Below are 14,606 nucleotides of genomic sequence, written 5' to 3'. Positions count from 1 at the left end.
CACCCTTGGGAACCCCCGGCCGCCCGACAACCGTGACGATACGGCCCTTCCCGCCGGGCAGCGGGCTGACCTTCGCCTCACCGCTGTGCGGCCACACCACCAGACCCGTACGATCCGCAAGCTCCTGCAACAACGGGCCATACCGGCCCAGGAACGGAACGGCCACCACGATCGGAGTGCCCGGCGGCAGACCGGCCCGCGCCACATCCGCCGCCACCAGCTCCACGAACTCCTCGACGTCCGTGTCCCGCGTCGAACCGTCCGGCAGCCGCACCACCACCTTCTTCTTGTCCTCGCGCCAGTCGGCCCCGACGACGTACGGCCACTCCCTCTTCGGCCACGGCGTCATCCCCCCGGGGCCACCGGTCGCCAGGGATCCGTCCGCCTGCGGCGTAAGGACATCGCTCCAGTCCGTGTTCAGCTTCAGGGCGTCCGCCCCCAGCCAGTTCAGACCCGGAACCCGGTGTCCCCCCCGCGTGAAGTGGCCACTCTGGGCCGACCCGCTCGCCCCCAGCCTCTCCAGATGGAACGCGCCCAGCGCCGCCAGACTCCCCGCACGCCCGTCCGCCTCGGCGGCCCGCACCAACCCGAACAACTCCGCACGCACCGCCTGATCCACCTGCGCGCCCTCCGGCAGACGCAGCACATGACGGGCCACCACGTCCACGTCGAACCGGCCGCGCCGGAACCGCAGGTCCCGCCCGTGCAGAGCCTCCAACAGCCGCTCCGCCGGAGACACGGCAATCCGCACGGCGAGCGGAACGGGTGGTGTGGCCGTCTGCGGATCAACCGGCGCGGTGAACCGCGAAATGCAGCCCCCCCGCATGGACATCACCCGCTTCGGCGCCAATGCCCGCGATCCGGCACCGTCCGCACCGGAAACCCCGACCGCACCCCGGGCCACGACCTCGCTGGAGCCCTCGGCCGCCTCCGGGGCGGCGAGCGCCCGGCCCGCCACCGCGGACTCCGGAGCCTCCTCCCACGCCCGCTCAGCGACATACCGCGGCGTCAGATCCAAGCCGCGCAGCTCCAGGACCACCCGGACCTCACCCGCGGCCCACGACAGGAACACCGGCAGCGCCTGCGCCAGCGGCATGGCCTGCCCGGTCCCGAAGGAGTACGCGCTGACCAGGTCCCGCAAAGCGCTCCAGGTCAGCGGGGAGACATCGCCCTGGCCGGCCCGCCACAGGTCCAACGCACGGAAACCATGCAGCAGAGCCTCGAACGCCGCCTCGGCGTCCTCCAGCAGCGGCCCGTACACCAGCCGGACCGCCCGCCACCACCGCGCCACATCCCCAGCCCGCCCCCGGTCACCGGTCACCCGCTCGGCCCACACGGCCAGCCGGACCGACGACGGCTCCCGACGGAACCCCGCCAGCCAGTCACCCTCCTCCAACTGAAGCCGCACCACCCGCTTCTGCCGGACCACACCGTCCTCGTCCGCCACCTCCTCGACACCCGAGGCGAACCCGAACTCCAGACCCAGGGCAGAAGTCCACACCCCCCGGTCAAAACCGGTGCCATTGGCCAGCGCCTGACCCGCCACCGGCCACTCCAGCGGATCACGGCCACGCGCATGCGGACCCGCCACATCCGCACCCGCCACCAGCACGTCCGTGTCCCACGACGCCCCCGTCAACTCCGGCACACGATCGAAGAGACAGGCCACCAGCGCCGCGTAGCCGACCGCCACACCCGAAACACTCGAACCGTCCTCGGACCGCACTGGCAACTGAGCCGCGGTCCCATCCCCATCCACACCGACCAGGAACACCCTGCCGAACGGCGCCCTCTCCCACGGCCCCTCCGCCACCACCGCCGGAGTCCCGGCCGCGCCGTCGAGCCCCGGCCCCCACCGCACCTGCGTGACGTACTCCACCCCCGGCAGCAGACCGTAGGACTCCTGATCCCCCAGCCACACCCCGTCCCGCCGCAGCGACACCCCCACCGGCTCATCCTGCGGATTCCGGTGCTGAACATGCAGCACCCGATCCACCGGAACCCCGGTCCCGTCCAGCGCCTCGATCTCCCGCTTCCACTCGATCGCAAGCGGCACCGGCCCCTCACGCAGGACCCTCAACGCCTCCCGCGCGCCCTGGACCGCCACCTCGACACGCGCACGCTCACCAGCAGGCACGGCCCCGGCCGCCAGAAGCCCGGACACCGTCTCCACCACCCTGGCCGCCAGCCGATACGCCGGACTGTCCGCGGACAGCCGGACATGCCCCAGGGCATGACGGCCCAGCGCGACGGCCACGGCCATCCCGTCCAGCTCGGTCAGAATGTGCAGATTCGGGCCGTCCGCCCGCGGGATGCCCTCGCCGAGCAGGGTCAGGAACGGAGCGAGTCCCCGGACCACCTGATCGCCCAGAATCCGCTCCACCGACCGGCTCAGCACGTCACGAGACAGCGGAACCGAGGCCGCCACCGCCCACTCGTACATCGCCCTGCCGAGATCCACCAACTCGGCCTCGGCCCGGTCGATCTGCTCCTCGGTCATCCACCGGTGGTCGAACCCGTACGCCCGAAACTCGTCCACCATCAGCGGGACCCGCAGCCGGCCGCCACTGGTGTCCAGGGCCGGGAACCCGTCCATGCCGACCGCCTCGTACGGGCCGATCCGCCTCCCCTGGGACGTCAGCCCCGTCAACGCGGCAGTCAGATGCTCACGCGCGGACGGAACATCACCGGCTTCGGGATCGCGGACCCCGACGTCGAAGAACCCCTCCGGAACAACCCCCCCGCCTGGCTTGAAGAGCCGGAAATGGCGCTCCATTTCGACGAGCAGCATGTCGTGGGCGACCGCGCTGAGCCCATCATGGCGCTCATCAAGGAAGCCCCGCGTACCAGGCCGCAGAGCCCGCCTGTCACTGTCGAACGCGTGCCGCGACGCCACCGTCAGCCAGTTCTTGAGCAGTTGCGGGTACGTGACGTTGAGCGGCCTGGCGGCGACCTGGGTGAACGCCCGCCACGCGTGCCCCCAGACCTCGTCCACATCCGGAATGGCCGACAAGAACGCGACCAGCTCCACCGGCACCTCACCACGGCCAGTGATCCTGCTCGCCAGCTCCCCAGCGACCCGCCGCCCGAAGTCCCTCCCCGCCCAGGCCAGATGCCGCAGTTCCCTGGGCCACGTCCGATCGAGGGAGTGGTGCCAGAGCATCGTGCGGCCCACCGCGGCGTTACCCAGGGAGAACTGCCCGTAGGAGCGGCCGTTGTGGCCCACGGCGAGGGGAAAGACCGTGGTCACCTGGCCGACCTCGGTGATCTCCCACCCCGGCAGATCACCCAGAAGCTCCACCAGCGGCATCGGACGCCCGCCCCGCCCGGCCATGCCCGTCCGCGCCAGCCGGTCACGCACCAGCCTCCGCCGGGCCCGCCCCTCCTCCAGCGACTGCCACCGCTCACCCGGAACCACGGCCGCCGGATCACCGACGACCTCCGGGATGTAGATAACGACCCGTTCGCTCCCTGGGGGCGCTTGGGACGCAGAATCAAAAGGCATCGGGGAGTCGGGGTGGCGCCATTGGAGGATTTGGTCGACGACGATCTTGACCCCAGGGCCTTTCGCCAGCACCACCTTCATGAAATCGGGCTCGTCCGGGGGCTCCGGAATGCGGATGCCGAGCCTCCGCAGAACGTCATCAGGGAGGGGACCGATATCGAGCGGATACCGGTACTCGATCTCGGGACCGAAGGCCCCGTACTCATCACGCACCGACCCGTCCAGCATCGCGTGCGCCACCGACGACGACTCCACGAACGGCTCCAGCACGTCCGCCACCACCCGCCCGGACGGACCGACCACCACCGCTTGCGCGTCAAACAACAGCGCCACATCCGGCGGATCCATCGACACCCGGCGCCCCTTGCGCTTCGACGCGTCCACCCAGACCACACCATCCGCCGTGTGATACGCCGCGAACGCATGCCCCAGCCCGTCCTCCGGCCGCCGCCCCCGCTCCAACGACACCGACCCCGGCCGCCGCGCCAACACCAACGCCACCGAACCCGGCCCCGCGAGCCGCGCCTTCTCCAGCGCCTCCTCCACCGCGTTCCACGACCCCACCCGGCCCCACCCAGGACCCACCACCAAACGGGACGCCGCACCCGGCCGGTCCAGCACCGAGTCATCCACCACACCCCCCGCCCGCACACCCGACGCAAGCAACCCGCCCGGATGCAACTCATCCCGCAACGCACCCAACAACTCCAGACACCGCTGCTCCGACGCACCCGGCGGCACCCGCACCGCCACACGATCCACACGGTCCGTCAGCTCCCCACGGCTCAGCACCCGGGGAGCGGAGTCCGGGGCGGCGGCCTGGCCGCCGTGGAGCGCCACCGTCCCGTCCTCGTCCGGCCCGTACGGAGCCCGCGCGGCCGAGGCCGAAACCGCCGAGGGCAGAGCCGGCGTAGCCGAGGTCGTCGTGGGAGCGGCAGGCCCGGTGGACCCGGGGACCGGGTACGGCCGCGGGACCGGGTGCGGGGCGGGCGGGACGGGTGCCGCCGGGGCCTCCGGCACCGCCAGGTGCCAGACGGGGCCGGAGTCCGCACTGGCGAAGGCGGTGAGCACCGGCGCGCCCTGGTCGTCCGTGTCGGACAGGTCCGTCGGGTCCTCGGTCCACCACACAGGACGGCCCAGCCGCTGCGCCAGCCGCTTCGCCACCGCGCCGACGTCGGGAGCCCACTCGGCGTGCGAAAAGATGACCTCGGCGCCATTCATCCGCTTTGTCAGTACGGGGTCTACCGCTGTCAGCTCCGAGAACTCACCGACCGGCAGCTCGAACACCTGGTCGTGGACGGTCAGTCGGATGGTGTCCGGATCCCGTTGGTCCAGATCGGCCCGCAGCAGGTAGGGGAGGAACGCGGGCGCCCGCCGGTTCCGGTTCCGGTTCCGCCACGGCGCGTCCACCAGCCCGCCCGGCGTATGGATCTGCGCCAGGTTCACCCCCGGCCACGACTCCCCCGTGAAGTCACGGCCGTTCCCCCGGACCCCGTCCAGGACCGTGGCGCTGCCGGTGTCGTCGAACGCCCCGAACACCTCCCGGTCGTACGCGGCCGCAACGTCCGTGTCGGACGCGTCCCGCCCCACGGCGAACGCCCGGGTGAGCGTCTCCCGCAGTTCCGCACGTTCCGTCGGGTCGACGTCGAAGTCCGGGTCCAGGTGGAGCACCCGCCGGGCGAGCGCGTCCACGTCCACACCGGGTGCGGTCAGCAGGTCCATGGCCTTGACCCACGCCCACAGCATCCGCAACCGCTCCGCCTCACCCAACGGACCGGGGCTGGACAGGTTCAGGGCGATGGCGGCCTCGGACCTCGCCTCATCGCCCAGCACCCACTGCGCGCCCAGCCGCACCACTGGCAGGTCCACGAAGTCCCACGGCATGTCCACGCGTTCGCCCCGCGGGCCACGGGGCCGTGCCTCCCACGCCGTCGCCGCCGCGACCAACGCCCGGCGGGCGACCTCCTGATCCACCTCGACCCCGGCCCCCGCATGCGCCGCGATCACCCGCCGCAGCAGATCCAACGTCAGCGGGCCCACCTGCCGGAACTCCGGGTCGGCCAGCCACATCTCGTCCACCGCCGCCACCCCACACAGCAGCTCCCCGAAATCCGCACGGTCCTCCACCCAGACCCCGAACATCACCTTCAGCGCCCGCACCGCTATCAGCGTCCGCTCCCGCTCCTCCGCCGACACCGGGCCACTCCCCGAGTGCAGCCCGGCCACCACCGCAAGCCGGTCCAGCTCCGCACCCTCCGGATCCGGCCGCTCCAGGGCAAACCCCCGGGGCCGCCCCTGAGAATCGGAGTACAGGGCCCACCTCCGCCCGTTGGTCCCGGGCCGCTCCCCATCCGACAGCTGGCCGTAGGAGGCACGCGCCCAGAGTCGCGTCGCGTTCGCGGTGCGATGCGCCACAGAGATCTCCCGCAGCGGATCGGCCACGAACACCTCGGGGTCGAAGACGCTCCTCATGGTGGGACCCCGGCTGTCGCTGTCCTTGGGGGAGCCGAGCCAGCAGTCGGAGAAGTCGATCCAGCGGACCTTGGGCCGCCGGGACACCAGCCACTTCACCCACGCCACCACCTGACCCTCGCCGACATAGCGGTTGACCACGCCGTTCCCGCTCCGCACCGCCAGCACCATGTAGCCCGGGATGGCATGCGCGCTGAGGCGGAACCCGTCGGCCTGGGAGAACGGACTGGCCTCGGGACCCGGACGCGGCAGCTCCAGCTCCGGCCCCTCGGTGTTCGTGGGGAAGCTGTAGTGGATGAACGTCGTCATCCGGTCGCTGACGCGCTCCGTCTCCTCGAAATTCCGCGCGTACTTGTCGGGTTTGAACGAGGCGTAGCCGGTCTCCTCTCCGGTCGCTTCGCTGACCACCGGCCACATCAGCACATCGCGGTACCAGTCGGGCACGCTCTCGTCGAGAACGGGCCCCTGGCCCGGCCGGAACGAGGCCCAGTCGCCCGTGGGAACTCCGGGCCGTCCGGCAACCGTGTCGATGCTGCCCGTCCCATCGGACCACGCGCTGACCGTCACCTCACCGCTGTGCGCCCACACCTCCAGACCGGTACGGTCCGCGAACTGCTGGAGGAACACGCCGTACTGACCCAGGAAGGGAACGGCCACCACGATCGGAGTGCCCGGCGGCAGACCCGCCCGAGCCACGGCGATCGCCATGAGCTCGATGAGCTCCTCGACATCCGCGTCCCGCGTCGAATCATCCGGCAGCCGCACCGCCACCATGTCGCCAGGCCCGTTACCCGCGATGACGCACGGCAGCGTCTCCTTCGGCCACGGCGTCGCCCGCCGGGGACCGCCGACCGCCAGGGAACCATCCGGCTGCGGGACGAGGACATCGCTCCAGTCCATGTTGAGCTCCAGGACGCCCAGCGCCCCCATGACGTCAGGACCCAGCCAGCTGACACCCGGGATCTGGCTCCACCCCATCGTGAAGTAGCTGCTGTGGTCCGGCCCGACCGCCCCCAACCGGTCGAGGTGGAACGCGCCCAGCGCCGTCAGACTGTCCGCACGCCCAGCCGCCTCGGCGGCCCACACCAGCCCGAACAACTCCGCACGCACCGCCTGGTCCACCGGCGCATTCGCCGGCAGGTGCAGCACACGACGAGCCGCCGCATCCACATCGAACGGGCTCTCCCGCAGTCGGCGGTCCCGGTCGTGCAGAGCCGCCAGCCGCTCTATGGCCACCGTGTCCCGGGAGGGGGTGATCCCGGCCGTCGCCTGCCGTTCCAGTTCCGCCGGGCCCGTCCCGTCCGGCGCGAACTCCACCACGCTCAACGGCGGCAACCCGGGAGCCGGCGCGGCCGCAGACGGGGCGGGCGCCTGCGAGGCGAGCGGGGCAGACGAGGCCGGCGCCCGCGCGGCGACCGGCGCGGCGAACACCCGCGAAGCGGAGCCCCCCGGCCCGGCACCGTCCGTGGCGGGCACGTCCCAGCGCCGCCGCAGACCCAGATCGAGCCGCAGGATGTCGGCCAGCCCCGCCGCGGACCCCAGCGCGGCCTCCGTGTCCGGTCCCCACATCAGCAGGTGATCGGCGACCTGGCGCACCGCGCTGCGGAAGCCGTCCCCGGCGTACCGCGAGTCGGCGAGCACCGCGTGCGGCTCCACCGGCAGCACCAAGGAGACGGCGGCGGCCCAGGCCCGGGCGACGTCCGTCTCCATGGCACCACCGGGTGCCGTACCAGGTGCCGCGCCCGCGAAGTCCGCGTACGCCGACGCCCACAGCCGCCGCGACGCGTTCGCCGCCACGTCGTCCAGTGCGTCCGTCCAGGGGCCGGGCCGCATCATCAGCACCCGGGCCAGCTCCAGCGGCGGGAGCGCGTGCACCGGCACCCGGTTGTCTCCACTGTCCCCGCGGAGCGCCATCTGGATCTGGGCCTGCTGGTCGTAGACCGGCGTGACGCCCGCGGCACGTACGTCGGCCTCGTCCAGGCCGGTGGCGGCGCTCGCGGCGAGCCGCTCCGCGACGGGATCCACATCCCCCTCGGTCAACTCCCCCGCGATCCACCGGCGTTGCGCGTCGTCCCGCAGCACGACCGGGGCCTCGGCAACGTCACCGGTAGCGGCACCCCGCGCCCCGGCCAGGACATCCAGCGGGACACCCAGAGCCCGCAGCCGCGCCTCGGCGTCCTCCAGCCGCTCGCGCGCCCGCTCGACCCCGGCCCAGAAGTCCGGTTCCAGGTCCGGGTCCGGGTCCGGGTCCGGGTCCGCCATCAGCGTGTCCTCGCCGCTTGCCCGCCCGGCCCGCTCCGCCGACGCGGCCCCCGCGGCAGCCTCGGCGAACGCGGTCCGCGCCCCCGCGTGCGCGTTCCACGCGGGGACGAAGACCTGGTCGGCGGAGTCGGCGGAGTCCACGGTGAGTGGCCGGGCGGCGGGGAGCTGTTCGACCCCCCTGGCAGCCCCGGGCTCGGGGCTGCCAGGGGGCTCATGGGCGGTGCCCGCCGCCCGGCCACTCACCGTGGACTCCGGGGCCTGCTCCCACGCCCGCACGGGGGCATACTGCGGCGTCAGGCCGAGGCGGGACAGCTCCAGCTCCATCCCGATCTCACCCGCGGCCGACACCAGAGTGAACAGCAGCGCCTGCCACCACTTCAGCGGGGCCTGCCCGGACTCGGAGACGTGCGCGTTGACCGCCTCCATGTACGGGTTGACCACATCCACCAGACCACTCCAGGTCAGCGGGGAAGCATCCCCCCTGCGCGCCCGCCACTGATCCAACGCGTGGAAACCATGCAGCAGAGCCTCGAACGCCGCCTCGGCGTCCTCCAGCAGCGGCCCGTACACCAGCCGGACCGCCCGCCACCACCGCGCCACATCCCCAGCCCGCCCCCGATCACCGGTCACTCGCTCGGCCCACACGGCCAGTTGGACCGATGACGGCTCCGGACGGAACCCCGCCGGCGAGTCACCCTCCTCCAGCCGGAGCCACGTCACCCGCCGCTGCCCACCGTGGCCGTCCGCCTCCCTGCGCGAGGCGAACCCGGGCTCCCCACCCAGAGCAGAGGTCCACAACCACCGGTCAAAGCGGTTGGACAGCACCTGACCCGCCACCGGCCACTGAAGCGGATCACGACCACGCGCATACGGACCCGCCACATCCGCACCCGCCCACCACACAGCCGTATCCCTCGACGCCGCCGTCAACGCCGGGACACGCGCGAAGAGATAGTCCACCACCCGTTCGTAGCCGAACGACACAATCGACCCATCCTGGATCGGCAACTGTGCCGCGGTCCTGTCCCCGGCCACACCGACCAGGAACACCTTGCGGAACGGCGCCTCCTTCCGCGGGCCCTCCGCCACCACCGCCGATGCCCGGTGTCCGTTGCCCTCCTCCGGATCCCACCGCACCTCCGTAAAGTGATCCACCTCCGGCAGCAGACCGTAGGACCCCTGCCGACGCCGCCACGATCCGGCTGCTCCATCCCCCCGCAGCTCCACCCCCACCTGCACATCCGAGGCGTTCCGGTGCTGCACCTGCGACACCTGATCCACCGGAACCCGGGTCCCGTCCAGCGCCTCGATCTCCGCCGGCCACTCGATCACGGCCGGTGCCGGCAACTCGCGGACGGCCGTCAACGCCATCTCCGCGCTCATGACGGCTTCGTCGACGCGCGCACGCTCCCCGACAGGCACGGTCCCGGTCTTCAGGAGAACGGCCACCTTCTCCACCGCCTCGGCCGCCAGCCGATACACCGGACTGTCCGGGGACAACCGGATGTGTCCCAGGGCATAACGGCCCAGGGCGCCGGCCACGACCATCCCGTTCGCCATGGTCAGCACGCGCTGGTTCGGGCCCTCCACCTGCGGGACGCCGCCGACGAGCAGGGACATGAACGGGGCGAACCCCCGGACCACCGGATCGTCCAGAATCCGCTCCACCGACCGGCTCAGCACGTCGGGAGACAGCGGAACCGAGGCCGCCACCGCCCGCTCGTACATCGCCCTGCCGAGTTCCGCCAACTCGGCGTCTGCCTGCTCGATCTGCTCCTCGGTCATGGTCCTGTCGTCGAACCCGTACCCCCGCAACTCGTCCACCATCAGCGCGACCAGCAGCCGGCCGCCGCTGGTGTCCAGGGCCGGGAACTCGTCCATGCCGACCGACTCGTGCGAGCCGATCCGCCTCCCCTGGGACGTACGCCCCGTCAGCGCGGCGGTCAGCTGCTCGCGCGGGGACGGCACATCGCGGGTCTCCCCGGGATCGCGGACCACGAAGTCGAAGAACCCGTCCGAAACGACTCCGCCCGGGCTGAAGAGCCGGAAATGGCGCTCCATTTCGACCTTCAGCATGTCGTGGGCGACCGCGCTGAGCCCGTCATGATGCTCTTCAAGGAAGCCCCGCGTACCAGGCCGCAGAGCCCGCCGGTCACTGTCGAACGCGTGCCGCGACGCCACCGCCAGCCAGTTCTTGAGCAGTTGCGGTTGCGTGACGGTGAGCGGCCTGGCAGCGACGTGGGTGAACGCCCGCCACGCGTACCCCCAGACCTCGTCCACATCCGGAATGGCCGACAAGAACGCGACCAGCTCCACCGGCACCTCACCACGGCCAGTGATCCTGCTCGCCAGCTCCCCGGCGACCCGCCGCCCGAAGTCCCTCCCCGTCGTGGTCAGAAGGAGCAGTTCTCTGGGCCATGCCCGATCCAGGGCGTGGTCATGGAGCATCCTGAGGCCCACCGCGGGGGTACCCAGGGAGAACTGCGCGTAGGAGCGGCCGTTGTGGCCCGGGGCAAGGGGATAGATCGTGGTCGCCCGGCCGACCTCGGTGATCTCCCACCCGGGAAGATCACCCAGAAGCTCCACCAGCGGCCTCGGCCGCCCGCCCCGCTCGATCGTGCCCAACCGCGCCAGCCGGTCACGCACCAGCCTCCGCCGGGCCCTCGCCTCCTCCAGCGACTGCCACCGCTCACCCGGGACCAAGGCCGCCGGATCACCGACGACCTCCGTGATGGCGCCAGAGCCCCGTACGCTCTGCGGGGGCACTTGGGCCGCCATGTCAAAGGGCATCGGGAAGTCGGGGTGGCGCCACAGGGGGGCCTTGTCGACGACGATCTTGATCCCGGGGCCGTACGCCAGCACCACCTTCGTGAGATCGGGCCTGCCCGTGGCCTCCGAGACGGGGATGTTGAGCCTCCGCATAAGTTCAGCGGGGAGGGGGGCGATAGCGAGCGGATAGCGGTACTCGATCTCAGGGCCACTGGCCCCGTACTCATCACGCACCGCCCCGTCCAGCATCGCGTGCGCCACCGACGACGACTCCGCGAACGGTTGCAGCGCGTCCACCACCACCCGCCCGGACGGGCCCACCACCACCGCCCGCGCGTCAAACAACAGCCCCACCTTCGGCGGAACATCCGACACCCGGCTCCCCTCGGGCTTCGACGGATCCACCCACACCACACCATCCGCCGTGTGATACGCCGCGAACGCATGCCCCAGCCCGTCCTCCGGCCGCCGCCCCCGCTCCAACGACACCGACCCCGGCCGCCGCGCCAACACCAACGCCACCGAACCCGGCCCCGCGAGCCGCGCCTTCTCCAGCGCCTCCTCCACCGCACCCCACGACCCCACCCGACCCCACCCAGGACCCCGCACCAGACGGGAGCGCGGGCCCTGGTCCAGCACCGACTCATCCACCACACCCCCGGCCCGCACACCCGACGGAAGCAACACGTCCGGATGCAACTCATCCCGCAACGCGCCCAACAGCTCCAGACACCGCCGCTCCGACACACCCCCGGGCGGCAGCCCCTCCGCCATGCCATCCACAAGGACCGTCAGTTCCGCGCGGCTCCACACCCGGGGCGCGGGCGCCGGGGCGGGGTGCGTGACCGGCGCGATGGAGACCCAGTCTTCGGCCGTGTGCGGCCGACCCGCCGCGCCCCGCCCCAGGGCGAGGGTGAGCCTGCCGGTGTCCCGGTCCTGGTAGATGTCGGCCTCGCCGTACGCGGTCCGCGCCAGGTGGCCCGTCGCGAGGCTGGTCGCGAGGAGAAGGCCGTCAACGGCGTCCCCTGCCTCGGCGGGATCCGCGTCCGGGAGCAGCCAGACGATCTCGGCGCCCGGCGGCAGCGCGCGCACCTGGGGGTCGTGGGAGAGCAGGGCGGCGGCGTCCTCCGCCGGCACCACTCCGGACAGCAGGTCCGAGCCGAGGTCGCCGCGCGCCCGGATCACCCAGGGCGCCGGGCCGCCGGGCCGGTGCCAGGGCGCGGGCGCGGAGCCCAAGGAGGCGTGGTCGATCGTGCCGTCGGGCCGGTGCCGGACCAGGGTGACCCGGCTCGGGTCGAAGTCCAGTCCGTCCCTGCCCGGTCCGTCCAGGTGACGGCCGAACGCCCGGTCCCCGGTGTCCCGCAGGAGGGTGTGCGAGCCCAGCATCCCTTCGCGTTCCAGATGGAACGCGCCCAGCTCCACGGTGCTGCCGATGTCGCGGCCGGCGTCCCGTGCCCGGTTCACCAGCCGGTACAGCTCCCCGCGGCGCTCGGGGTCGGGGCGGTCCAGATGCAGGACGCGGGCGGCGAAGGCGTCGGCGTCGCCGCCGTGGTCCCAGACGCCCAAGACGCCCTGGCGCGCGAGGTGGAGCCCGGCCAGCACCGCGAGGCTGGGCGTGTTGTCCGCCGCGTCCAGTGCCAGGCGGAACAGCTCGGCGCGCTCGTCGGCGGTCACGGGCCCGTACCCGTCCGGGTCCAGCACGTGACGGGTGAGCGCGTCCAGGTCCAGCGGCCCGTCGGCCAGTTCCGGGACCTTCGCCCGCAGGGTGTCCAGCCTGCGCAGGACCTCCCGTGCGGTGTCAGGACCGTGTGCGGCGTACAGGCCGGACAGGCCGTGCAGGCGGGACAGGGCGTCGAACTCGGCAAGGGCGGCGGCGTACGGATCGCCGTCGTACGAGTCGCTGTCGTAGAGGTTGTCGTCGCGGGCCGGGTCCTCGGCCGACGCCGGGGGGCCGTCCGGCGTCGGCACTGCCGCGGGCTCTGCGGGCTCTGCGGACTCGACGGACCGGGCAGGCGGGGCAGCGGTGTCCTGGACGGGAGGGATCTCGTTCCGGGGGCCGAGGGCGTCGTCGGCCGGCGGCGCCTTCGGCTCGCCCTTCGCGCCCTCCGGCCCGTCCGGCGCGAGGACCACGATCGCCGGGGGCGTGTTCCTGCGGGGCGGCTGCGGGGGCCTGGTGGTGCGGTGGTTGCGCGGGGCGCCGGGGTTGCGGTCGCCCTCGGGCAGCGCGGCGAGGTACTCGTCGCCGCGCTCGTACACCGTCACGGCGTTCCTGGCGTTCTCACCGAGCGCCACCCCGAAGGTGTCGATCGTGCCGTTCTCGTGCACCAGGGTCAGGTGGAGGTCCGCGTGGCGGGCGAGGAGTTCCGCCGCGAGCAGGGCGGTGGGGCGGTTCCACCGCCGGGCCGCGAACAGCTGGGCCCTGATGAGGCCTTCCTCCTGCCGCCGGGTCAGCGGCAGAGGCAGCAGGGGCAGCCGGCCGCCGCCGCGCTCGAACTCGCGCCGCTGGGCGTCCGTCAGCGCGATCCCGGCTCCCTCGATCCCGGCCCCCGCCAGCTCCTCGGCGCGGAAGGTCGCCCGCGGGTCGAGCCGCGCCGTGCTGGGCAGCGGCAGGTAGGCCGACCAGGACAGGTGGTCGGGTTGGTACTCGCCGCCGTCGGGGAGGCGCAGCCCGGCCGCGTTCATGGCCATGGCCAGGGCGGCGTAGAAGCGGTTTCCGTCGCCGGGTGGCACGACGAGCCGGTGCGCGTAACCGTCGGGGTCCGTCAGCCGGTTGAGGTCCGATGCCGCGTCGTACTTGGGCTCCGGCTCGGACTCGTCGTCGGTCAGGCCCTCCCAGGTCCACGGGCGGTGGGCGTGGGCGGGCAGCGCGTCGTCCGCCGGGGGCTCGTCGGGGGTGGCCGGGGCGGGGGCGGCCGGTCCCGCTTCCACCTCGTCCGGCAGTACGGCGCGGAAGCGCTCGTCGGCGAGGTGGAGTACGACGCCGGGGGCGTCGTCGGGCAGGGGTTCGGGGTCCGGGGCGTAGTCGAGGAAGCTGCCGTCCTCGCGGACGACGCGGACGACGGTGTCGTGGATCCGGGCCGCGAGCGCGGGCAGGAGGTCGGCGGCGGCGTTGTCCCAGGTCTGCTTGTCGACGTGGGCGGCCAGGCGGCGCAGTTGCGCGGCCGCCAGGCCGCGGCGCTGGGCCGGGGTCAGCGGCTGGTGGCGCCGGTCGGGGGTGGGCTGGTCCCCGGCGGAGTGCGGGATCACGCCGAAGGCGTCGAACTCGCGGCGCTCGGGGGTGTCGGTGCCCAGGTCGAGCCCGGCGGCCTCGACCTCGGCTGCGCTGAAGGTGTCCTTCTCGTCCGGGGCTAGGTAGGCAAGCAGCGGGGAGTCGTCGGGGAGGGCGGCCAGTGCTTCGGCGAACCGGCCGCGGAGGGTGTCGGCGTCGTCGGTGATCCCGCCGTGGGCGGCGATGAACGCGTGGTAGAAGGACTTGCCGTCCTCGGGCACGTCGCGCAGCGGGTGGGTGGTGCCCTCGGGCGAGGTCAGGGCGGGCGAGCCGTCATCAAGGACGGTGGCGGGGGTGTAGACCGGGGATTCCTCGGATTCCTCGGTGACC

Annotated in this window: 1 protein-coding gene (only partly in view); it reads right to left on the bottom strand. The window is 72.8% G+C overall.

Every position in this 14,606-nt window falls within one protein-coding gene, locus ACH4S9_RS18095, for a lonely Cys domain-containing protein (RefSeq protein ID WP_398372847.1), read on the bottom strand. The gene is 61,581 nt long; 27,383 of those nucleotides lie to the left of the window and 19,592 to its right, leaving coding positions 19,593–34,198 in view — codons 6,531 (partial) to 11,400 (partial); the first complete codon in reading order (the gene reads right to left) occupies positions 14,603 to 14,605. Both the start codon and the stop codon lie outside the window.

Source organism: Streptomyces sp. NPDC021225, from assembly GCF_044332865.1.
Classification (GTDB): Bacteria; Actinomycetota; Actinomycetes; order Streptomycetales; family Streptomycetaceae; genus Streptomyces.
Note: the sequence above shows the minus strand (reverse complement) of the source record. Positions and strands in the feature narration are given on the sequence as shown.